Genomic DNA, 21,585 nt, shown 5'->3' with positions numbered 1-21,585 from the left:
ATGAGCGACGCCTACGGTGATCAAGATCGGGAGCGGCTGGTCGCCGAGGTCCGGGATACCGCGGGGCTGCACTGGTCGCCCGCCCCCGCGCGCCGCACCGATTTCGCCCGCGACCGCGCCCGGGTGCTGCATTCGGCGGCGCTGCGGCGGCTCGCGGACAAGACGCAGGTGATGGGCCCGCGCGACGGCGACACCCCGCGCACGCGGCTCACCCATTCGCTCGAGGTCGCCCAGATCGGCCGCAGTATCGCCGAGGGTCTGGGCTGCGATCCGGACCTGGTGGATCTGGCCGGGCTGGCCCACGACATCGGTCATCCGCCCTACGGCCACAACGGCGAACGCGCCCTCGACGGATTCGCCGACGCCCACGGCGGATTCGAGGGGAACGCGCAGAATCTGCGCATCCTCACCCGCCTGGAGCCGAAGGTGTTCGCCGCGGGGAGCTTCGGCGGGGAGGAGAGCTACGGGCTCAACCTCACCCGCGCGGCGCTGGACGCGACGGTCAAATATCCCTGGGGCAGAACGGCTTCCGGCGGGAAGTTCGGTGCGTACGAGGTGGACCTGCGCCGTCTGGACTGGGTGCGCGAGGGCGCTCCGGAACGCCGCCAGTGCCTGGAGTCGCAGGTGATGGACTGGTCCGACGACGTCGCCTACTCCGTGCACGACGTCGAGGACGGGGTCATCGCGGGCCGCATCGACCTGCGTGCCCTGGCCGATCCGGCGGAGCAGCGGGCACTGGCCGAACTCGGCCGCGCGCAGCACCGCACGCTGACCCACGACGAGCTTACCGGCGCCGCCGAACGCCTGTCGGAACTCCCGGTGATCGCGGCCGCCGCGGAATACGACGGGACCCTGCGCGCGTCGGTCGCGCTGAAACGCCTGACCAGCGATCTGGTGGGCCGTTTCGCGACGGCCGCGGTGGAGGCCACGCGGGAGGCGTGGGGCGGACGCCGGCTGTCGCGCTACGCCGCCGATCTCGAGGTGCCTCGCGTCGTCGCCGCCGAGGTCGCGATGCTCAAGACCGTCGCGCTGCGGTACGTCATGTCCGATCCGGAACACAACAAGCGCCAGGCCGCCCAGCGCGAACGCCTCCTGCTGGTCGCCGATCACCTCCTCGCCACCGCTCCCCGCAGCCTCGACCCGGTCCTGCTGCCGTGGTGGGACGAGGCCCCCGACGACACGGCCCGGATCCGGGTGATCGTCGACCAGATCGCCTCGTTCACCGAGAGCCGCCTGGAACGGGTGGCCGCGGGCATTCCCTGAGCCTCCGGGTCGGAGACGCGCCCGGGGCGGCGCTAGACTCGGACACCGTGGCCGGAAGACTCCCTGATCGCGATATCGCGGCAATACGTGAACGCGTACGCATCGAGGACGTCGTCGGCGAATACGTCTCGCTCAAGCGGGCCGGCGCGGATTCCATGAAGGGGCTGTGCCCCTTCCACGACGAGAAGTCGCCGTCGTTCCACGTGCGGCCCAATCACGGTCTGTTCCACTGCTTCGGCTGCGGCGAGGGCGGCGACGTCTTCGCGTTCCTGCAGAAGATCGACCACATCGGATTCGTCGAGGCCGTCGAGCAGATGGCCGACCGGATCGGTTTCCAGATCAGCTACGAGGGTGGCGGGACCTCGGTGCAGCGCGACCGGGGCACGCGCTCCCGGCTGGTCGCCGCCAACGCCGCCGCGCACGAGTTCTATATGGCGCAGCTCAACGAGCCCGGGGCCGCGGCCGCCGTCAAATACCTCACCGACCGCAACTTCGACCGGAACGCGGCCAAGCACTTCGGCTGCGGTTTCGCTCCCGGCGGGTGGGACAGCCTCACGAAACACCTGCAGCGCAAGGGTTTCGACACCAAGGAGCTGGAGGCGGCGGGCCTGTCCAAGCCGGGCCGCCACGGGCACATCGACCGGTTCCATCGGCGGCTGCTGTGGCCCATCCGCAACCTCAGCGGCGAGGTGATCGGATTCGGCGCCCGCCGGCTCTACGACGACGACCAGATGACGGCCAAGTACATCAACACGCCGGAAACGGTGCTGTACAAGAAGTCTCAGGTCCTGTTCGGTCTCGACCTGGCCAAGCGGGAGATCGCCAAGAGCCATCAGGCCGTGGTGGTCGAGGGCTACACCGACGTGATGGCGATGCATCTGGCGGGTGTGAAGACCGCCGTCGCCTCCTGCGGTACGGCATTCGGCGAGGAGCATATGACGATGCTCCGGCGGCTGCTGATGGACGACAACTTCTGGCGCGGCGAGATCATCTACACCTTCGACGGCGACGCGGCCGGTCAGGCGGCGGCGCTGAAGGCGTTCTCCGGCGACCAGCGGCTGGCCGGGCAGACCTATATCGCGGTGGCGCCCGACGGTCAGGATCCGTGCGAGCTGCGCCAGAGTGCCGGCGACGGCGCGGTCCGCGATCTGGTCGCGCGGCGAGTTCCGTTGTTCGACTTCGTGATCCGCGGCATGGTCGAGAAGCACTACGACGACCCGATCACCAAGGATATGAGCGCCGACAAGCAGGCGCAGGCGCTGCGCGAGGCCGCGCCGGTGGTGGCCCAGATCAAGGACAACGCCAAGCGCCGCGCGTACGCGACCCGGCTCGCGGGGCTGATCGGCATGGACGAGCGGCTGGTGGAACGGCGGGTCGGCGACGAGGCGCGGAACCTGCACGGCCGCAACAGGACCGGCCGCAACGGTGCCCAGCCGGACCGGCGCGCCTCCGCCCCGGCACCGGACGGCGACGCCGGGGTGCCCGCGCAGATCACCGCGCCGCCGCGGCCGAACGATCCGGTCCTGCTGCCGCAGCGTCAGGCGCTGGCCGCCGCGCTGCAGTATCCGGCGCTGGCCGGGCCGGTCTTCGACGCGCTGGACATCGACGCGTTCACCCATCCCGCCTATGTCGCGGTGCGGACCGCGATCGCGGAGGCGGGCGGTACGGCCGCGGGACTCGGCGGCGCCGAATGGGTCGCCCGGGTCGCCGACCACACCGACGACCTAGGTCTACGCGCCCTGGTCTCCGAACTCGCCGCCGAACCGGTCCCGGCCAAATCCCTCGACGACTTGCCGCGCATCATCGCCGGACTGCTGGCAGGGGTCCAGGAGGCCTGGGTGGGTCGCCAAGTCGCCGAACTGAAGTCGAAGCTGCAACGCATCTCCGCGACCGAACAGGCCGACGCCTACATGTCCCTGTTCGGCGACGTCGTCGCCCTCGAGCAGTACCGCAAGAGCCTGCGCGACCAGGCCATGGGCTGAGCACCGAGACCGCCGTTCCGTCGTACCTGCTCAGCCGCGGATCTGGTCGTGGGGGATCAGGACGGTGGTGCGCTCGTCCAGGGGTTCCATCGGCTCCAGCTTGGGTTGCGTGCTGAGCTTGTCCGACAGCTTCTGGCGGCCGACCGTGACCAGTTTGCGGGTGACCGGGCTGGCGGTGATGGCGCGGGTGGTCTTGCTGATCTGCTCGTAACGGGCGCGCCCGGCCTTCGTCCCGAGCACGTATCCGGCTGCGAGGCCGATGATCAACCGCAGCATTCCTTGGGCTCCTCCCAGTCACTGTCCGCGCCGTACATCCTGCCCGACGCCCGCGTGCGCTGTCGATCCGGCCGCCGCATCCGGGCGTGCCGTCCGCACCACCATGGCTCCCAGCCACAAGCATGCCGGGAGATGTGTTAGCAGCTCACCGCGAGATGCGTTAGCGGCATGCCGGGAGATGTGTTAGCAGCTCGCCGGCAAATGTGTCGGGGGCGTGCTGGAACGGAATGTGTTCGCAGCATGCCGGAACGGGATGTGTGAGTAGCATGCCAGAAGGGTCCGACAGGTCGCACCGCAAGGCGCGGGCAAACCTCAGCCGAGGACGTCGAACACCTGCTCGGCGCGGTCGCGGGCGCGGTACATTTCCCACGCCGTGTCGGCGATCTCGTCCGGATTCAGCGTATGGCCCTCGGCGGCACCGTATTTCGCGGGATCGGCGGTGACGGCGGCGTAGATGTCGCCGCGCTCCACCAGGCCGCCGATGGTGAGCGTGCCCGCGTAGACGCCGCGGCCGGCGAGGTCGGCGTGCAGGGTGACCGCGTAGTTGCGCAGGGCGGCGGAGGCCAGGGCGAGCTGGCCGAGCATCGGCATCGGGCGGATGCTCGACAGCCCGCCCGCGATCAGCACTCCGCCCGTGCCGCGCTCGATCATGCCCGGCAGCACGGCCCGCGCGACCTGCACGGCGGGCCAGACCCAGTCGAAGGCGGCCCGCGCGGTCGCGATGTCGACCTCGGCGATCGGGACGATCGGCGCGCCCGGCGCACCGGGGCCGTAGTAGGCGAATTCGATAGCGCCGGCGCTATCGATCTCCGTCAGCACCTCGCCCAGACGGGCCTCGTCGGTGACATTGGCGACATAGCCGGTTGCCTCGATGCCCTCCGCGGCCAGTTCGGCCAGGTAGGCGGGATGGCGGTCCGCGCTGCGCGAGACGAACGCGATCCGGAATCCTTCGCGCCCGAAGCGACGCGCCATGGACAACCCGAGACCGGGGCCGATGCCGACGATTACGGCTGTGGGAGTGCTCATTTCGTCTTCCTTCCAGATATTGAGGGGTGCCTCAGTTTTCATCAGGCTAGCACTACACTGAGGGGGCCCTCAAGTTTTATCTGAGGGGTCCCTCGAGTTTTGTAGAATGAGGGCCGTGACCAAACCGATGCGCCGCGACGCCGCCCGCAACCGCGACCGGTTGCTGCGCGCGGCCGCGGACGTGTTCACCGAACAGGGCCTCGCGGGCTCGCTGGAGGAGGTCGCGCGGCGGGCGGGGGTCAGCATCGGCACCCTCTACAACCATTTCCCCACCCGCGACGCGCTCATCGACGCGCTGCTGCCCGCCCGCGTGTCGGCATTCGACGAGATCGCCGACCGCGCCGCCGCCGAACCGGATCCGTGGCTCGCGTTCACCGGATTCGCCGAGGCCATGCTCGATCTGCTCACCATCGATCGCGGCCTGCTCGAGGCATTCGTCGGCAACCATCCGACCGCGGTCCAGCTGGCGGAGGCGTGTGCGCGGGGGATGGGCCAGTTCTCGGCCGTCTTCGAGCGTGCGCGCCGCTCCGGCGCGATCCGGCCGGATGCCACCGATACCGCCGTGGTGAACCTGCTCTGGGCGCTGTCGCTGCTCGGGGAGAGTGCCGGCGAGTCGGCCTGGCGGGAATCGTTGCCGTTCGTGCTCGACGGCCTGCGCGCGGAGCGCGCGTGACAGCGCGGCCGAAGTGGCTGGGGCGCAGTGGTTTCCGGTGGATATCGGTATCGGTCGTGGTGTTGGTGGCGGCTGCGGTCCTGGTCCTCGTCCTGGTCCCCCGTAGCGAGAAGCCACCCTTCGATCCGGCGTCCGTCCCGGGAACTCAGGTCGTCTGGGTGACCGCCCCGGCGGGCGCCGACCACGGAACCCTGGAGCTGTGGCAGCGCCCGGACGGCGCGGACTGGGAGCGCACGCTCGCGGTCCCCGCATGGGTTGGCGCGGAAGGAATTTCGACGCGGGCGCGCGAGGGCGCGTCCTACACTCCGGAGGGCATCTTCCCCCTGTCCGAGGGCTTCGGCCGCCTGCCCGTCCCCGCGAATCTTCCTTATCTACAGGTCGATTCGTCGAACACCTGGTGGTGGGTCTCGGACCCGGGCAGCCCGCTCTACAACCAGAAGTACCGCTGCGCCGAGCCGACCTGCCCGTTCGACACCACAGCCGCGGAGAACCTGGCCCGCACCGCACCCCAATACGACTACGCCCTGGTCATCGACTACAACCGCACCCCGACCATCCCGGGAGACGGCTCCGCGTTCTTCCTCCACGTCTCCGCGAACGAACCAACAGCAGGCTGCGTAGCGGTAGACCCGAACACCATGCACACCCTCCTCACCACTCTCCACCCCGCCCGCCACCCGGTCATCGGCATGCACCCCACCTGACCGGGAAGTTCAGGTCCGCACGGGCAGGGTGAGCGGGCCGCGATGGCGGAACCCGGAACGCCACGGCAGGTCACCGGCGTCGCCCGCGATACGCAGCGCGGGCCATCGGGCATGGATCCGCGTGAGCACGGCCGCGGCGACCGGTCGCGCCACAGCGGTGCCGACGCAGGCGTGTACGCCGAAGCCGAGGCCCAACTGCGGGTTGGGATCGCGGCGCAGATCCAGTTCCTCCGGGTCGCGGAACGTCGCGGGATCGTGATTCGCGGAGGCCAGGCACAGCAGCACGGTCTGCCCGGCCGCGATCGTATGGTCGCCGATCTCGATGTCCGCTGTCGCGAAGCGCGGGCCGGCCAGGACCTGCGGCGACAGGTAACGCAGGAGCTCATCGACCGAGCGCTCGGGCGCAATCTCCAGCGCGGAGAGCCGATCCGGCCGGTCGGCCAGGGCCCACACCGCACCCGCGATCAGATCGACGAGCACCTCGTAGAACACGAACAACAAATAGAACAGCAGACTGGCCAGCTCATCGGAATCCACTGCGCCGCTTTCCTCCTGGGGCCGAACCAGCCGGCCGAGCACTGTGTCCGCGCCCCGGCCGCCGCGATCGATCGTGGCCGTGATGATCTGCCTCATGGTTGCCAGGGTGTCCCGCGCTCGTGGGGCGGCGCCGGGGCGCAGTGTCGACTCGGCCCAGCCCAGCAGCGCCGCGCCTTCGGCGGCCGGCAGCCCCAGCAGTTCGGTCACGATCGCCGCGGGGAGCGGTATCGCGATGCGCTCGACGAGATCGAATTCGCGCTCCCCCTCGACGGTCCGCAGTAGCGGATCCACCAGGGCCGAGGCACGTTCGGGCCACTCGGTCAGACGCCGGGCCTGTAGCTCGCCGACCAGAACCCGGCGCAGCCGCGCGTGCTCATCGGGCTCGGCGGCCTGGAACCGGTCCAGGGGTGCGGGGACCGAGAACCCGCGATAGTCACGGCCGTTCGCATGCCGCACGGCCGTCGACAGCCGGTCGTCGAGCAGTCCGGCCCGCACGTCGTCGTAACCGGTCAGCAGCCAGGCGGGCGGCCCGTCCGGGGTGCTGACGCGATGTACGCCCCCGGTGGCCCGCAACGACCGCAAGACCGGCCAGGGGTCGCGGGCGAAATCCGCGTCGAAGATATTCAGCACGGCGCCATCATCTCCCTTGCCGCCCAGTAATTCTCGCCGAGTACCCGCGGCGGGGATCAGAGGGCGTCCAAGAGCCAGCGGGGGCCGACCGTGCGTGCGCCGAGGGCCTCTACCCGTTGTCGGAGGCCGCGGTCTGCTGTCACGACCGTGACTTGCCGGGCGTGGGCGGATGCCACGACGTCGACGATCGTGTCGTCGCCGGATCCTTCCGCGAGCACCACCCGCATCCTCCCGGCCGGCACGGCTCCGGGATCGACGGCGCGCTTGGCCGCCCCTTCCAGCACGACGACGACTTCGGCCGTGAGCACATCGGGCGCCGCCTCGAGCGCGTCCAGCAACCGCCGGGCGGCCCCGGCTCGATCGCGCCACCAGCCGTCGGGCCTGGACCCGACGACATTCGCGGCATCCACCACGACCATCTCGTCCACCACGCCGACCCTCCTTCCTGTCGCCATTCTGCCGGTACGCTGCGTGGGCGGAGGGTTCTTCGCCGACCGATGGGGGAGATGTCGCCGAAGGAGAGGATGTCGGGTGCGGCAGGGGCGAATTCTGGCCGGTCCCGCGGCCATGCTGTGGGTACTGGTCTGCGGGGCGGCCGCGGTGCTGTTCGTGGCGGGGGTCGCGTGGGCCGGATTGTGGCTCGGGCGGCGGATATTCGGCGACGGCGTCGGGGCGACGCTGATGCTGCCGGTGTCCCTGGTGGTCGCGATGCTGCTGTGGACCCAGGTGGTGCTGGGCCTGATCTGGCGTGTTCGGCGGGCGGCGCTGCGGCGCTCGGGGTCGGTGACGACCGGAACGGTGGCCGAGTCGAGCTACCGGCGGCTGAACCGGGTCAACGGCTTCGACCAGCATCGGGTGCGGATCGAGGTGACGTTCGTCCATCCGGCGACCGGCGTGGACGTCCGGCAGCACAAGGACTACGTGTACTCGGAATTCTTCCGGGCGCGGGCGACGGAATTGCGGGACCGCATCCCGGCGGGGACGACCGTGCCGATGCTGGTCCACGGGCATTCCGCGGCCTTCGATATCCCGGAGCGGCCGGCCTGGGCGGATATCTGGTGATCACCGGGACAGGGCGTCTCGCGTAGGATATCGGCTGCCCGCAGGGAAGTCCGGTGCGAATCCGGCGCTGTCCCGCAACTGTGAGGCTTATTCGTGAGCCGAAGCCAGATACCTGAGGGTGCAGGACTGGAACGGTCACGATCACGTGGAAATGGTCGATGCGCCGAGTGGACCGGCACATGGCGGTTCGTTTGTGCATGTCTTCGTCGCGTGGGGTGCCAGACGCGATGGGAGTCGAATATGCGGGCGCTGAGTCGCCGGGGATTTCTGGCGGGTGGCGTCGCCGCCGCGGGAGCGCTGGCCGTGGGCTGCGGTGGGCGGTTCGCGGGTGATGTCGATACCTTCACCGCGGCATTTCAGGGTTCCGGCGCGGGCGAGGGCATCGATCCGGGCGTGAATACCTTGTTCATCGACGAGGCCCGGATGAAGGCGGTCTACGACGGTCTGTTCGAGATCGACGGCGCGATGCGGCCGATCCCGCGGCTGGCCGCGTCCGGCGAGCCGAATGCCGACGGCACGCGCTGGCGCATCGTGTTGCGGGACGCGCGCTGGCACGACGGGAAGAAGGTCACCTCCCGGGACGTGCTGTACACGCTGTCGCGGGTGCTCGGCCCGCCGCAGCGGCGGCCGTTCATCGCCGCAGCCACGCTCGACCAGGTCGATCTGTCGCAGTCGCGGGCCGTCGACGATCTCACCGTCGAGATCGCGCTGCGGACGCCGGGCTTCGAATTCCTCCAAGCCCTGTCGGCCTACGGGACCAAGATCGTCCAGGACGGCGCCACGGACTTCTCCCGGCCGGTGGGCACCGGGCCGTTCGTCTTCGAATCATTCGATGCCGGAAGGGAATTCAGCGCGACGGCCTACGACCACTATTGGGACGGCGCGCCCTCGGTGCGCCGCCTGCGGATCGTCAGCGCGGAGCCGGACGCCCGGCTGGCGGCGGTGCAGAGCGGGCAGATCGACTTCGCGGACAACCTGACCCCGTCCGCGGCGCGGACATTGCAAGGGCGGCAGGGTGTTTCGCTCGAGTCGACGCCGAACAGCGGAATCTACTTCTTCGCCATGAAGACCGACCGCCCGCCGTTCGACAACCCGGACGTGCGGCGCGCGGTGATGCGCATGGTCGACCGCGCCGAATTGGTGAAGGTGGCGCTCGAGGGGCAGGGCGACGTCGGCAACGACGTCTTCGGCAAGGGCTACCAGTACTACGCCGACCTGCCGCAGCACGACTACAACCCCGACGAGGCGGGGCGGCTGCTGCGCAAGGCGGGCGTCCGGGATCTGTCGTTCGACCTGTTCACCGCCCCGGTCGCCCACGGATTCGTCGAGGCGGCACGGCTTTTCGCGGAGCAGGCGGCGCGGTGCGGGGTCCGGGTGAACGTGGTACTCGGCTCCAAGGACAGCTACTACACGGACGCGCTGAACACCGGCCCGCTCACGATGGGCCAGTCGGGGCCGCTGTCGATCCCCAGCCACTTCGCGTCCCGTCTGCTGACCGGCTCACCGCAGAACCGCACGAAGTGGTCCGATCCGGAATTCGACGCGCTGTACGCCAAGGCACAGGCGACCCCGACGGAAACGGGCCGCGCGGCCGTCTACCGCATGATGCACGAAATACTGTACGACAGAGGAGGATTCGTGTTCTTCGGCAATACGCACTGGAACTCCGCGACGGGAGCGAAGTTCCGCGACACCCCGGCGGCCGTGCCCAATTCGCACGACTGGGCGCGATTCGACAAGGTCGTGGCCGGATGACGGCCGCGCTGGACGCGGAGCGGGCGCGGTACTGGATCGACCGCTGGGACCGACAGCAGGAGTACTACATGCCCGACCGCGAGCAGCGGTTCGAGGTGATCGGCGACATCGTGGCGGAACTGGCGGGCCGCGACGATCCGCTGATCGTCGACCTGGGCGTCGGTCCCGGCACGCTGTCCGCACGGCTGCTGCGGCGGTTCCCGGAGGCGAGCATCGTCGGGGTCGACGCCGATCCGCTGCTGCTCGGACTGGCCGATCTCGCGCTGGGGTCGGACCGGTTCCGGACCGTCTTCGCCGATCTGCGGGTGGACGGCTGGCTGGACGAACTCGGGCTGGAACGCGCGCCGGACGCGTTCGTCAGCACCACCGCGCTGCACTGGATGAACCGGAAGCCGTTGCGCGCCTTGATCGGAGTGTGCGCCGACGTGCTGCGGCCGGGCGGCCTGTTCATCGACGGCGATCACCTCTACGAAGGACCGGTCGGCCCGCGCCTCGACGAGCTGGCGAAGGCACTGACCACCCGCCGGGCGCAGCGCCGGGGGGCACAGGAACTGGAGGACTGGGCGGCCTGGTGGGCGGCCGTGGAACAGGCGCCGGAACTCGCCGACCTGGTCCGGCGCCGCGACGGCGGTTTCGAGCACACGGTCCGGGACCGGCCCACCGTGCACGACTACGTCGCCTTCGCCCGCGCGGCCGGATTCTCCGAGGCCGGTCCGGTCTGGCAGTACGGCGACGACCGCATCGTGGTCGGGATCCGGTAGCGGTTCGTGGGCACGCCGTTCGCTCGATTCCTGGTGCGCCGCACGGGAATCGGTGTGGGGCAGCTGCTGGTCCTCGCGGTGCTGGTGTTCGTGCTGTCGCTGCTGCTGCCGGGCGACGCCGCCGATGTTCAGAACAACGATGTCCTCGGCGCCGATCAACGGGCGGCCGCACGGCATCTGATCGGGCTGGATGTCGCTCCGACGCAACGGTTTCTGGCGTGGCTCGGGCACGCGGTGACGGGTGATTTCGGCGTGTCCTACGCCAGCGGCGAGCGCGTCGGCGGCCTGATCGCGGGCCCGTTCCTGACGACGGGACTGATGGCGGTCCTGGCGCTGGCGCTGCTGCTGCCCACGGCCGTGACCGCCGGATTCGCGGCGGGACTGCGGCCCGGATCGGTGCGCGACCGCGTCATCACCTCCGTGAGTATCGGATTCGACTCGATCCCGGACTTCGTGCTCGCGGTGCTGCTGGTGACCTATGTGGCGCTCGAAATGAACCTGCTGCCCGCGACATTCCTGGGCACCGAACCGGATACGGTGCTCAGCCGGCCCGAATACCTTGTCCTGCCGCTGATCGTGATGGTCGCCCGGGTCGCCGCGCCGCTCGTGCGCCTGGTGCGCGCCGGGGTCGTCGACGTCATGGCGCAGCCCTATATCGCGCAGGCGCGACGCCTCGGTGTCCGGCGGAGATCGCTGCTGGCGCGTCATGTCGCGCCCAATGCGCTCGGCCCCGCTTTACAGGAATTGGGGCGGACCGGTGACGGGCTGCTGTCGGGGGTGTTGATCGTGGAGGCCGTCTTCGTCATGCCGGGGATCGCGTCCGAGCTGATCGGGGCGATCGGCAATCGCGACGATCCGGTGATCCTGGCGATCGTCGCGATCACCGGGGTGCTCGCGATCGCGATCAATCTGGTGATCGATCTCGTCGGGCAGCGGATGGTTCCGTGGTCCGCGGCGGGGCTACCGCGATGAGCGGACGGCGGTGGGTGTATCTGACGCTGGTGGCGGTACCGCTGATCGTCGCGGTCGCGGGGCCGTACGTCGCCCGGTCGGCGCCCGCGGACAGGCAGGCGCCGTTCGGGCCGTCGGAGTGGTCGCCGTTCGGCACCGACCGGCTGGGCCGGGACGTGCTCGCCGCCGCGCTGACCGGCGGGCGCACCTTCCTCGTTGTCGCCGCGGTCACGGTGCTGGGCGCGTACGCCGTGGGATTCGTGATCGGGGTGGCCGCCGCCGCGGCGCCGCGGGCATGGCTCGACGACCTGCTCATGCGGCCGATGGATGTGCTGCTGTGCCTGCCGTCGTTGCTGATCATCATGGTGGCCGCGCTGCGCACGCGCGGGTCCGCGGTGGCGATCGCGTGTGCGATCGGCATCGCGCTGATCGCGCCGATCTCGCGGTTCGTGCGGATGGCGGCGCGCGCGGTCGTGCACGGTCCGGTGATGGATGCGCTGCGTATGCAGGGGGAGAGCCGCGCCTACCGGTACGGGTCCTATGCCGCCCGCGAGATGATGCGGCCGATCGCCGCGGATGTCGGCGTTCGCTTCACCGCCGCCGTCTATTTCCTCGCCTCCGCCAATTTCCTCGGGCTCGGCTTCGACACGACGTCGACGGACTGGGCGGTGTCGGTGGCCGCGAACAAGGACGCCCTCACCCTTGCGCCGTGGGCGGTCGCGCTCCCCGCCGGGCTGATCGTGCTGCTGGTGATCGGCATCAACCTGCTGTGCGACGATCTGCTCGCCGACCCGCAGACGGTCGCGCTTCGAGCGAGTGCCGCATGAATGATGGTGCGACGCCGCTGATTTCGGTGCGCGGGTTGAGCGTCCGCGCCGGTGCGTCCGTCCTCGTCGAGGACATCGCCTTCGACGTCGAGCCGGGTCGTATCCTCACCCTCTTCGGCCCGTCCGGGGCGGGCAAGACGACGATCGCGGCCGCCGTCGCCGGAATCGACCGCCCCGGACGCACCGTCACCGGCGATATCCGCGTCCCCGCCGCCCTCCGCATCGGCTACCTCCCACAGCACGCCGGATCCACGCTGAATCCCGCTCGCCGTCTCGGTGCCGCCCTGGGCGAATTGGCCGGTCTCCACCTGGGCAAGGTGACGCCCGAGGGTGAAGGCCGAGCGGGTGGACGACACGGGGTCGATGGACGAAAACGGACTGGTGACGGCCGCATTCGAGGCGGAGTGCGGGAGCCGATCCGCGTCCGAGTCGGCGGACGTGGGGTGATGCCCGGCTCGCGGGCGCGAGACCGGCGTGCGCTGGTTGCTCGGGCGTTGGCGGATTCGGCGTTCGATCTCGATGACGAGGCCCTCGACCGCCTGCTGCGGCGGTTTCCCCACGAGTTCTCGGGTGGGGAGCGGGCGCGGCTCGCGCTGGCGCAGGTGCTGGTCTGCGCGCCCGATGTGCTGGTGGTGGACGAGCCGACCGTCGGCCTGGATTCGATCGCGCGGGCGACGCTGCTGGACAGCCTGGACGGATTGCGGTGTGCCGGAAGGGCGGTCGTCCTGGTAACCCACGACGCGTTCGCGGTGCGGCAGGTGAGCGACCGGATCCTGGTCGTGCGTGCGGGGCGCGTGGTGGACACCCCGGAGGCGCTGCCGGTCACCGACGAGCCGACGCCGCGCTCGTCGCCGCCGGACCGCGACACCGTGCTGCGCCTGCGCGCGATCTCGGTGCGGGCGCGGGGTGCGCGGATCGTGACCGGCGTCGACCTGGACCTCCGGCGCGGCGAGGCCCTCGGCATGATCGGCGTCTCCGGCGCGGGCAAGTCGACCATCGCCCGCTGTATCTCCGGCCTGATCGCGCCCGCGGCGGGGGAGATCCTGCTCGACGGCGAGCCGATACCGTTGCTGCGCAAGCGATCCCGCACGCAGATCGCGGCAATCCAGTACGTCTGGCAGGAGTCGGCGGCCTCGTTCGACCCGCGCCGCACGGTCGCCGACCAGGTCGCAGCGACCGGCGTCCGGCTGTGTGGAATGGGCCGCGCGGCCGCGCGCACCGCCGCCCTCGATCTGCTCGCCGACCTCGGTATCGCCCCCGACGAGGCCCGGCGTCACCCCGCCGGTCTGTCCGGCGGCCAGCTACAGCGCGCTGCGCTCGCCCGCGCCCTGCTGGCCCGCCCCCGCATCCTCGTCTGCGACGAGATCACCACCGCCCTGGACCGCCCCCTCGCCCAGCGCATCCTCGACCACGTGGACGCCTACCGCCGCGAGACCGGCGCCACGATCCTGTCCATCAGCCACGACCTGCGCACCCAGCTCAGCCGGGCCGACCGGCTGGTCATCGTCGACCACGGCCGCATCGTGGAAACAGGCTCCCCGCAACAACTACTCACCCACCCGGCAACAACGATTCTGGGCCGGCTGCTCGCCGCGGAAGCCCTCGATCAAGGGGTCCGCTCGCCGAGCCGGTCGCTGCCGGCCGACCGCGCGGCGGTCGGCCCGGCGACGCCCGAACTTTAACTGGCCTTGTTGTAGGCCTCGACCACCTCGGACTGAATCCGGCCCCGCTGGGACACGGAGTAGCCGTTCTTACGCGCCCACTCCCGGATCGCCGCCGTCTGCTCCCGTCCGGCCGCCGTGCGGGAAGGAGCCTTGTCCTTCGCCCGCGCGGTGCGGCCGACCTTGCGCGCATGAGGAGTCCACTGCTCGAAGACGCCCCGCAGCTTGCCGGCGTTCAGCACCGACAGGTCGATCTCGTATTCGGACCCGTCGACAGCAAACCGCACCGTCTCCTCGGCCTCGGACTTGCCGTCGTAGTCGTCCACCAGCTCGACGATGACCTTGCGCGCCATTCACATTCCCTTCATCGCTGCCGAATAAACCGGAGGCGCAAGCTTATCCCACCCGGCAGGGCGTCGCTCACCGCGCTGGGCTGGCGTGAGCTGCGAGGATCCGTGAATAGCCGCGCCGCCGCGACACCGGCCGGTTCGGCATGGCCGCCGCCGGTGTCCTCGGGCCCGGCGGGCAGGAGAATCGACCATATTGTTATCGGAAGCGCAATTCAGCGAACATCGGGGTTCCGGCGCCGAATTTCCAATCGATCGGACGGCATATTGTCTCCGGCCGGTATCGGAGGGATCATCGCAGACACGAGCGCTCCGCCGGTCAGCTGCCGCCGAGCGCCTCAGCACGCACGAATTCGATCAGGCTCGGATTCCGCACCGCGGTGCCGACGCCGACCGTCGTTCCCACGAACCGATCGTCACTCACCTGACGCAGCATGCAGTCCGCCAGATCGATGCGCGCGGTGTACCGGCGGTCGACGTGCCTCTCGGCCATCGTGTACTCGGTGACCTCGGGCAGGTCGTAGAGCCCGCCCGGCCGCATCGCCGTCCAGTCCAGGCCGCTGGCCGCGAGCAACTCCTCCATCCGCCGCATATCGGCGTAGAGCGTCTTTCCCACGAACCGCACGAGCACCGGCACGAATATCCGATTGAACAGGAATCCGGCCTCCGAATAGGGCTTCGGATCGAGCGCCGCCGAGGAGACGACCACGATGCGCCGGATACCGTGCCGCCGCATGGCGGCGATCATATTCTCCGCTCCCACGGAGTAGGTGCTGATCTCTTGCCTGCCCCCGCCGGGCACCCCGAGCGCGGACACCACCGCATCACCACCAGCGACCGCGTCATACACCGAATCCCTCTGGTGCACATCACCTTCGACGACGGTGAGCCGTTCGTGCGCGAGGGGAAACCCCGCGGGTTGTCGCGTGACGGCCACGACATCGTGCCCCGCATCCAGGGCCAGCCGCGTGAGCACTCTGCCGGTCCGCCCGTTCGCTCCGAAAACAATGAGACGCATGGGATTCCTCCGTGACATCCGTTTCGTGTGGATTCCCATACAGACGCCGGCCGGCCGACTCCCGTGACAGCGAGTGAGCCGGATCACGCGCCGGCCACCCACGAACCGATAGCGCACGATTCGTTGCTTGCGATTCGGATCGATCGACTCGTCCGGGAGCGGTCCCGGACGGAATCATGCAGAATCGAAGGTGGGGTAGATCACGGTGCCGCACGGTCGACCGACGGTGCGGCGGAGCCACCGAACGTTGTGGGGGAAGCTATCGACGCGACAGTGGTATTGGCTCGGCGGCTGCTCTGGAACCGGCCGCAGCGGGGCCGGCAGCGGCAGCAACCGGTGGTGGTCCTGCTCGGATCCGTAGGCACCGGAAAGAGTTCCGCGCTGACAGCCATTTCGAGGGATTGTGGCGGCGGAATCGTCCACGCGCGGTTCGACTTCCGGCGGCCCGAGCCGGTCACCACCGTAGAAGTCCTGGCGCACTTGGCGTTCGACCTGTCGCGCAAGTGGCCCGCCCGGCGCCCAGCCCGATTCCTGCGCTTCACGCTCGGCCTGATCGCCGTGCTCACCCCGCTGGACACCCTCAGCTGGGAGAATGCCCGAACCACGCTGCAGGAGGCGATCGACCGCGTATTCCCGGGCCGTCGTGAGCTCGAACCGCGGGTTCGCATGCTGACCGAGGCGGCGGTGCAGGCCCAGATCCTGACGCCGATCCTGGCTCAGGCGATCAACCTGACGCTGCCACCGCTGGTCCGGGCCATCGAGCGGCGGCCGCTGCGCCGCGCCGGGAACTGGTTCACCGATATGCCCCAGGCCGAGGACGCGGCGTCGGCGCTGGACGCGCTGGTGATGCTGAACGTGGAGGCCCGCGCCCATCCCGCGGATATGACCGCCTGGCTGACCGCCGCGTTCCTCGCCGACGTCCGGGAGAGCCATCTGCGCATGTCCGCGCCGGACGTGTACTCGTCGTGCCACTGCGACAACCCCGGCGGCACAAAGCATCTGCACAACTGGGTCCTGCTGCTGGACGATCTCCACCACCCCGGTGGCGGCGAATTCGTCTCGGATCTGCTGACCGCGCGGGAACGTCATCTGCGCCAGCATCCGGGCGATCACGACGCGCTCGTGGTGATCGCGTCGAGCGGCCGATGGAACCCGGACTGGGAGACCACCTGGCTGCCGCCGTGGAGGTCGAGCGAGGGTCGGCCGGACCGGGTGTATCCGGTACCGCGGTGCCACAATGCCGAGTACGGGCACTGGGCCGAAACGGTGGACGCCACCCGCCGACGCCACCCGTACTACCCGGTGCTGCTGGAACCGCTCGACTTCGCCGCGACCGCCAGGATCGTCACCCCCAGCCACGACGTACTCGGAACGGACGACGAGGAGAATCGCATCCGGTGGGCGCTGGTCCATCGGGCCACCGGCGGGCTTCCGGACCGCGTGCACACGCTCGCCGGGCTGTTACACGGCCGAGAGGTGCGACAGGGCAGCCGCGACGCGCTGCATCCCTCCAGTCTGGGAATCGATTCGGAGACGTGGACCTCCCGCGTCGAGGACCTGCGCCTCACCGAGCACCTGACGGATATCGGCGTCGACGACGTGGTGTCGGCCGCCCCGTTCGCGACCGCGCCGTGGCTGGTGCACGCCGACTCCGCCAACCTGGCCGCCCAGACGCACGTCGGGCAGATCCTGACCGAGCTGCGGGCGGCCCTGTGGGTCGTCGCGCCCGACGAGGGCGGCGGCACGTCGGAACCCGCCGAGTTGCAGCCGTGGATCGCGCGCACCCTGCTCGCCGCGCTCACGGAACGTGCGACGGCGGAGGACGGGCCGTCGTACAAGGAGCAGTTCGAGACCCTGCTGTACGACCCTGCCACCCAGGCCGATCCGGTGCGCACCGCGTACTGCCGGCTCGCCCTCGGCAAGTTCGCCGATGTCGTCGGGTACTTCGAGGCGAGCTTCCAGGATCTGCCGCACCGGCGCTGGATCGATCAGCTGGAGCTGGTGACCAGCGCGCCCGACGACAAGCCGCTCGACCGGGACTGCGACGAGATCTACGACGAGCTGGTCGCCGAGGATGTGGGCATCACGGGCGAGCATCGAACGCCGGTGCGCAACACCGTCGCTCGGCTCGTCGCGGCGCGATGGCTGATCGCCAATCCGTTCACCGCGCCCACGCCCACATTGCGCGACATCGTCGTGAACTCCTACGCGGGGCTGGTCCGCGAGTCGCACCGGTCCGATGTCGCGGCGCTGATGGCCGCTGCCGAACGCGCCGGGAAGATGTTCTGACTCCGACGAAATGGATGCCGTCATGCGCTGGAACCGTCACCGACTCGTCCCGAATTTTCTGCGTCGGTTTCCCGGCGGACAGAAACCCCAGAGCGCGGTAGTGCATGCGCCGTGGTGGCGGCGTCACCTCAGGATTACCACCGCGCTGGCAGCTGTGATCCTGATCGTCGCCGGCGTGGTGATCTGGAAAGTGGTGTCGCGCCCGGATTGTGGGCCCGGATTGGAAAGCGTCGGAGATCCGGCGGTGTGCGTCGGGTTGAACCTGGAATCCACCACCCTGCGCGACGGCGATCCCCTGACGGATCTGGAACAGCAGGTGGCCAAGCTGAATGCCGCGGTCACCGGACCGGAATTCGTCACGATCGTCCTGCTGGACGACCTCACGCCGAATCCGGAGAACGACAGCCTCGCGTTCAAGAACGTGCGGCACGAGGTCCAAGGCGCGCTTACTGCGGCGTGGCGGGCGAACCACCAATCGGTGGCCGGAGGTCCGACCCCGCCGGTCAAACTCCTGCTCGCCAGTTTCGGCAGCAACGGGCAGTACGAATCGACAGCCGTGCGGGCTATCGTCGACGCGCGGGACGATCAGCACATCGTCGCGGTCACCGGATTCGGGCAGAGCCTGGTCACCACACGGAAGGCGGCCAGCGATCTCTCCCGCGAGCACATCGCCAGCATCGCGGCGTCCACCAGCGGTGACGATATGAACCTCGAGCCGGGCACCAACGAATACATCGATCGATTCTTCCGGATCACCCCGACCAACACGGATGCCGCCAAGGCCGCGGTCGACTATCTGTCGAAGCGGAATTATCCCGATGCCATGCTGGTGAAGGACGCCAACGAGGACGACCTCTACGCGTCGACGCTCGGTCCGGCCTTCGCGACCGCATTCAAGGATCGCTACGGCGGGGAGCCCGACACGAAGATCTACAAGTCGCCGGACGTCCCGCTCAACGACATCAGCCGCGCGACCTACATGACGAAGAGATTCGCCGAGATGCGGGACGTGATCTGCTGGAAAAAACCTCCCGTGATCTATTTCGCCGGGCGCGGCACGGACCTCGGATTCTTCCTCACCGTCCTGGCGGAGGGCGGAGCGTGCGGTCTGGACACGGTGGACGTCATGAGCAGCGACGACGCCAACAACCTGCTCGGCCAGAAGCTGCCGGATTTCACCTCGCTGCACGTCAACGTCTTCTATACGGCGGTAGCGACGGGTGGTGAGTGGAATGCCGCCACCCCCGGTCAGGCCGACAACGCCCACAACTACGACGCATTCCTCGCCGAGTTCACCGGTCAGCACTTCGGCGTCCCCGCGGACCTCGCCGACGGCTACGTCATGATGGCCTACGACGCCGTACTCACGGCCGCCACCGCGGCCCGCACCAACCCCGCCCCGGTCGACAACCCGAAGACGGTAGCCGACGCCATCAGCGAATTCGACTGCCAGACCCCCGTTCCCGGCGTCACCGGCCAAATCGCCTTCACCCAGGCCAGCCACGGCAACCCGATAGCCAAAGCCATGCCGATAGTCCAGATCATGCCCGACGGCACCCCCCACGTCGAAGCCCTCACCTGGACCACAGGCCAGCCCTTCGGCCCGGGGTCGTGCGGTTGAGGGGTTCAGAATGCAAACTCCGGGTTTCCGAGTGAGAAACCAACCCCCGAGCGCCGATGCGACCGTGCAAATGCACGTTCGATGGAAATTTTGTTTGCTCTCTTGCGGTGTATAGGACCCTTTCCACATGAAAAAGCCTGATTCTTACGCGGAGTCGGCACAAACTCCATATTTGCTCGAGGTTTCACCATGAGATACGGCTGAGCAAGGCTTATATTCGAAGGGCGATTTCATCGACGCAAGGGAGGGCGTCGTGTCAGGTGGGGTGCAAGTCGATCCAGCGCGATTACGGGAGGCGGCCGCCTACATCGGCGGTAAGGCGCGCTATCTCGGAGAGAAAATCGCCGAACTCGACCGCACGGTCGGCCGCGAACTGCTCGCCGACGGCTGGCAAGGGAGGTCGGCATCGGCGTACGACGAATCGTGGCTGGAGTGGAAAGCCGGCGCGGACGCCATCGTCGAGGCGTTGGAGCAGTCGGCGTCGGATCTGGCGGCTACCGCGACGCTGTACGAGGCGCAGGACGAACGCAACAGCGACTCGATCGCGCAGGCCGGGGGTGAGCAGCGGACATGACGGCCGACGATCAGTTCCGAGTCGATCTGCAGCAGCTCGATGACGCGATCGTGAAGATGTCGGGCTTCGGCGCCGAGGTCGATGCCATTCTCGACGATGTCGATCGGCATATCGCCGATCTGCATCTCTCCTGGGACAGCCGAGCGGCCGAGACGCAGCGTGCCGCGCACACGAAATGGTTGGCCGGGGCGGCGGAAATGCGGGAGAACCTGGGCGAGCTGCGCGACGTTGCCCGCGTTGCCCATGAGAACTATTCCGGCGCCGCCGGCACCAACCACGGAATGTGGCCGACATAATGGCCCCGCCGACCTTCCCGATCATCGTCTGCCGCCCGACCGACTACCACTCGGCAGGCGAATCCTTCGGAGGCGTCCGGGACGGCGCCGACGAGGTCCACGGTGCCCTGGTCCGGACGCTGCAGGGGTATTCGGGAATGGCGGGCAGTGACTCGGCGGGGACCTCTTGGGCGGCGACCTACGACGACTCGGTCGACGCCGCACTGCAGGCATCATCGAAACTGATAACCCAGTCCGCCCGTATCCGCGACCTTCTCGCGGCCGGTGCCTACAATCACGTCTCCGGCGACGCCGCGGCGAATCCGTCCGGGACGACACCACCGGATCCGCCGATTCTCGGAGTGGAACCGTGTCCGGCGCTGTCGGTGCCGTCGGCTTCCGGGGCCGGGACCGCGGAGCCGTTCGGATGGTCGTTGATCAACGCCGTAGCCGGGCTCGCCTGGCCGAATGGACATCAGGACCAGCTCCGCGCCGCCCGCGACGTCTGGTACGCCGCGGCGGACGCACTCGGGACGGCGACCACACCGATAACCACTGCGGTCTCGCTATTGGAGAATCAGCAGTCGCCGGAGATTCCCACAGCGATCGCGACCTGCAGTCAGTCCACTGCCGACTACATGGATCTGCAGGCAGGATTCCGCGAACTCGGTGACGCGTGTGGCGATTACGCACAGCAACTCGATGACGCCCACTCCGAGATTCTCGACGAGCTGGGCAAGATGCTCGCCGAGACCGCGGCGTGGGAAGTCGGCATGGCGGTCCTGATCCCGTTTACCGGTGCGCTCTCCGAACTCCTCGGCAACGGTGCCGCGGTGGCTCGGATAGCGGTGTACGCCGCTCGGATCGGCCGCGTTATCGAGCGGCTCGCCGGCGCCGCGGCGACGATCGCTGCCAGGGTGGCGGCGAGTGTGCCGGTTCGGTTGCGGGCGATGGCGTCGAAGATCGGACAGTGGCTGGAGAAAGCCAAGACCAAGCTGTGGAAATCCGGTGACGGCAGCCCACCACCGGTGCCGACTCCGAAACCACCGGCCACGAAACCGACGGTGAACGACTCCAAACTGCAGAATATCCTCAACGACCTGTACAAGGGCGCGGGCAATCCGGATCGCGTCGGTGACGGCACTACGGCTGACGCGATTCGTAACGAGTACGCGAATCTTGTTCCCACAGAAGGAAAATGGCATCTTACGAAGGGTGTGGAGTCGCAGCGGGCGCTGGCGAACTGGCTGATGAACAGGGCCAATAACGACCCCGCCGATCGGGCGGTTGCGATCAAGGAGTTACAGAATCTGATGGATGCCTTGGCGGGAAAATAGGATCCGTAGAGAGAAG

General features: G+C 68.9%; 21 protein-coding genes and 1 riboswitch. Of the genes, 15 read left to right on the top strand and 6 right to left on the bottom strand.

The annotated features are described in order from the left end of the window. Together ON41_RS36880 and dnaG are read left to right on the top strand one after the other, a co-directional pair. The gene (locus ON41_RS36880; RefSeq protein WP_040753603.1) at window positions 1-1,263 is read left to right on the top strand and encodes a deoxyguanosinetriphosphate triphosphohydrolase; all 1,263 of its coding nucleotides are present in this window, start codon (window positions 1-3) and stop codon (window positions 1,261-1,263) included. A gap of 47 nt (window positions 1,264-1,310) precedes the next feature. Further along, window positions 1,311-3,245, top strand: a complete 1,935-nt coding sequence (dnaG, locus tag ON41_RS36875; RefSeq protein WP_040753601.1) for a DNA primase — start codon at window positions 1,311-1,313, stop codon at window positions 3,243-3,245. 30 nt (window positions 3,246-3,275) lie between these two features. Here dnaG and ON41_RS36870 read toward each other — a convergent pair whose 3' ends face one another. Next, window positions 3,276-3,521: a hypothetical protein gene (locus tag ON41_RS36870; protein WP_040753599.1), complete on the bottom strand. Its 246-nt coding sequence runs from the start codon at window positions 3,519-3,521 to the stop codon at window positions 3,276-3,278. A 312-nt stretch (window positions 3,522-3,833) separates the two neighbouring features. After that, complete coding sequence (locus ON41_RS36865) at window positions 3,834-4,547, bottom strand: SDR family NAD(P)-dependent oxidoreductase (RefSeq protein ID WP_040753595.1); 714 nt, start codon at window positions 4,545-4,547, stop codon at window positions 3,834-3,836. 115 nt (window positions 4,548-4,662) lie between these two features. On the opposite strand from ON41_RS36865, the gene ON41_RS36860 reads away from it, so the two are divergent. Further along, complete coding sequence (locus ON41_RS36860) at window positions 4,663-5,220, top strand: TetR/AcrR family transcriptional regulator (RefSeq protein WP_051163362.1); 558 nt, start codon at window positions 4,663-4,665, stop codon at window positions 5,218-5,220. Next, window positions 5,217-5,924 carry a L,D-transpeptidase family protein gene (locus ON41_RS36855; RefSeq protein WP_157185770.1) on the top strand — a complete coding sequence of 236 codons (708 nt, stop codon included), beginning with the start codon at window positions 5,217-5,219 and terminating at the stop codon, window positions 5,922-5,924. Before ON41_RS36860 ends, ON41_RS36855 begins: the two co-directional genes overlap by 4 nt. Window positions 5,925-5,933: 9 nt before the next feature. Here the strand turns inward: ON41_RS36855 and ON41_RS36850 are convergent, their stop codons facing one another. Continuing rightward, window positions 5,934-7,091 (bottom strand): cytochrome P450, encoded by a 1,158-nt coding sequence (locus tag ON41_RS36850; protein ID WP_040753591.1) that lies wholly within the window; start codon window positions 7,089-7,091, stop codon window positions 5,934-5,936. A gap of 56 nt (window positions 7,092-7,147) precedes the next feature. Continuing rightward, window positions 7,148-7,546 (bottom strand): NYN domain-containing protein, encoded by a 399-nt coding sequence (locus ON41_RS36845; protein WP_040753589.1) that lies wholly within the window; start codon window positions 7,544-7,546, stop codon window positions 7,148-7,150. 76 nt (window positions 7,547-7,622) lie between these two features. Between ON41_RS36845 and ON41_RS36840 the strand changes: the two genes are divergently transcribed. The 6 genes from ON41_RS36840 (at window position 7,623) to ON41_RS36815 (ending at window position 14,129) form a co-directional block, all read left to right on the top strand. Continuing rightward, window positions 7,623-8,153, top strand: a complete 531-nt coding sequence (locus ON41_RS36840) for a hypothetical protein (RefSeq protein ID WP_051163360.1) — start codon at window positions 7,623-7,625, stop codon at window positions 8,151-8,153. Between the two features lie 42 nt (window positions 8,154-8,195). After that, window positions 8,196-8,267: riboswitch (cobalamin riboswitch) on the top strand. Window positions 8,268-8,393: 126 nt separating this feature from the next. Next, on the top strand, window positions 8,394-9,908 hold the full coding sequence (locus ON41_RS36835; protein ID WP_040753587.1) for an ABC transporter substrate-binding protein: 1,515 nt from the start codon (window positions 8,394-8,396) through the stop codon (window positions 9,906-9,908). Next, the gene (locus ON41_RS43565) at window positions 9,905-10,669 is read left to right on the top strand and encodes a class I SAM-dependent methyltransferase (protein ID WP_051163359.1); all 765 of its coding nucleotides are present in this window, start codon (window positions 9,905-9,907) and stop codon (window positions 10,667-10,669) included. The genes ON41_RS36835 and ON41_RS43565 overlap by 4 nt, the downstream gene beginning before the upstream one ends. Window positions 10,670-10,675: 6 nt before the next feature. Continuing rightward, the gene (locus ON41_RS36825; protein ID WP_040753583.1) at window positions 10,676-11,641 is read left to right on the top strand and encodes an ABC transporter permease; all 966 of its coding nucleotides are present in this window, start codon (window positions 10,676-10,678) and stop codon (window positions 11,639-11,641) included. Continuing rightward, entirely contained in the window at window positions 11,638-12,447 is an 810-nt protein-coding gene (locus tag ON41_RS36820) for an ABC transporter permease (protein WP_040753953.1), read from the top strand. The genes ON41_RS36825 and ON41_RS36820 overlap by 4 nt, the downstream gene beginning before the upstream one ends. Then, window positions 12,444-14,129 (top strand): ABC transporter ATP-binding protein, encoded by a 1,686-nt coding sequence (locus tag ON41_RS36815; RefSeq protein WP_051163358.1) that lies wholly within the window; start codon window positions 12,444-12,446, stop codon window positions 14,127-14,129. The genes ON41_RS36820 and ON41_RS36815 overlap by 4 nt, the downstream gene beginning before the upstream one ends. Here the strand turns inward: ON41_RS36815 and ON41_RS36810 are convergent. Both ON41_RS36810 and ON41_RS36805 read right to left on the bottom strand, forming a co-directional pair. After that, window positions 14,126-14,461 (bottom strand): histone-like nucleoid-structuring protein Lsr2, encoded by a 336-nt coding sequence (locus ON41_RS36810; protein WP_040753579.1) that lies wholly within the window; start codon window positions 14,459-14,461, stop codon window positions 14,126-14,128. The genes ON41_RS36815 and ON41_RS36810 overlap by 4 nt on opposite strands. Window positions 14,462-14,774: 313 nt before the next feature. Continuing rightward, entirely contained in the window at window positions 14,775-15,473 is a 699-nt protein-coding gene (locus ON41_RS36805; RefSeq protein ID WP_040753575.1) for an NAD(P)-dependent oxidoreductase, read from the bottom strand. A gap of 249 nt (window positions 15,474-15,722) precedes the next feature. On the opposite strand from ON41_RS36805, the gene ON41_RS36800 reads away from it, so the two are divergent. From ON41_RS36800 to ON41_RS36780, 5 genes are all read left to right on the top strand, one after another. After that, the gene (locus tag ON41_RS36800; protein ID WP_157185769.1) at window positions 15,723-17,762 is read left to right on the top strand and encodes a hypothetical protein; all 2,040 of its coding nucleotides are present in this window, start codon (window positions 15,723-15,725) and stop codon (window positions 17,760-17,762) included. A gap of 175 nt (window positions 17,763-17,937) precedes the next feature. Beyond that, a complete protein-coding gene (locus tag ON41_RS36795; protein WP_157185768.1) occupies window positions 17,938-19,383 on the top strand; it encodes a type 1 periplasmic-binding domain-containing protein in 1,446 nt (481 codons plus the stop codon). 265 nt (window positions 19,384-19,648) lie between these two features. Continuing rightward, entirely contained in the window at window positions 19,649-19,957 is a 309-nt protein-coding gene (locus ON41_RS36790) for a WXG100 family type VII secretion target (RefSeq protein ID WP_246829675.1), read from the top strand. Further along, a complete protein-coding gene (locus ON41_RS36785; protein WP_040753571.1) occupies window positions 19,954-20,253 on the top strand; it encodes a WXG100 family type VII secretion target in 300 nt (99 codons plus the stop codon). The genes ON41_RS36790 and ON41_RS36785 overlap by 4 nt, the downstream gene beginning before the upstream one ends. Next, on the top strand, window positions 20,253-21,569 hold the full coding sequence (locus ON41_RS36780; protein ID WP_051163354.1) for a WXG100-like domain-containing protein: 1,317 nt from the start codon (window positions 20,253-20,255) through the stop codon (window positions 21,567-21,569). Before ON41_RS36785 ends, ON41_RS36780 begins: the two co-directional genes overlap by 1 nt. Window positions 21,570-21,585: the final 16 nt, after the last annotated feature.

This window comes from Nocardia transvalensis NBRC 15921 (genome assembly GCF_000308875.1).
In the GTDB taxonomy this organism is placed as follows: domain Bacteria; phylum Actinomycetota; class Actinomycetes; order Mycobacteriales; family Mycobacteriaceae; genus Nocardia; species Nocardia transvalensis.
This window is presented reverse-complemented; position numbering and strand designations above follow the sequence as displayed.

Excerpts from the sequence above, each read along its gene's own strand:
- ON41_RS36785 (WP_040753571.1), top strand. The coding sequence starts at position 19,954 with ATGACGGCCGACGATCAGTTCCGAGTCGATCTGCAGCAGCTCGATGAC.
- ON41_RS36865 (WP_040753595.1), bottom strand. The coding sequence starts at position 4,547 with ATGAGCACTCCCACAGCCGTAATCGTCGGCATCGGCCCCGGTCTCGGG.
- ON41_RS36820 (WP_040753953.1), top strand. The coding sequence starts at position 11,638 with ATGAGCGGACGGCGGTGGGTGTATCTGACGCTGGTGGCGGTACCGCTG.
- ON41_RS36845 (WP_040753589.1), bottom strand. The coding sequence starts at position 7,546 with ATGGCGACAGGAAGGAGGGTCGGCGTGGTGGACGAGATGGTCGTGGTG.
- ON41_RS36870 (WP_040753599.1), bottom strand. The coding sequence starts at position 3,521 with ATGCTGCGGTTGATCATCGGCCTCGCAGCCGGATACGTGCTCGGGACG.
- ON41_RS43565 (WP_051163359.1), top strand. The coding sequence starts at position 9,905 with ATGACGGCCGCGCTGGACGCGGAGCGGGCGCGGTACTGGATCGACCGC.
- ON41_RS36880 (WP_040753603.1), top strand. The coding sequence starts at position 1 with ATGAGCGACGCCTACGGTGATCAAGATCGGGAGCGGCTGGTCGCCGAG.
- ON41_RS36815 (WP_051163358.1), top strand. The coding sequence starts at position 12,444 with ATGAATGATGGTGCGACGCCGCTGATTTCGGTGCGCGGGTTGAGCGTC.
- ON41_RS36810 (WP_040753579.1), bottom strand. The coding sequence starts at position 14,461 with ATGGCGCGCAAGGTCATCGTCGAGCTGGTGGACGACTACGACGGCAAG.
- ON41_RS36780 (WP_051163354.1), top strand. The coding sequence starts at position 20,253 with ATGGCCCCGCCGACCTTCCCGATCATCGTCTGCCGCCCGACCGACTAC.
- ON41_RS36805 (WP_040753575.1), bottom strand. The coding sequence starts at position 15,473 with ATGCGTCTCATTGTTTTCGGAGCGAACGGGCGGACCGGCAGAGTGCTC.
- ON41_RS36835 (WP_040753587.1), top strand. The coding sequence starts at position 8,394 with ATGCGGGCGCTGAGTCGCCGGGGATTTCTGGCGGGTGGCGTCGCCGCC.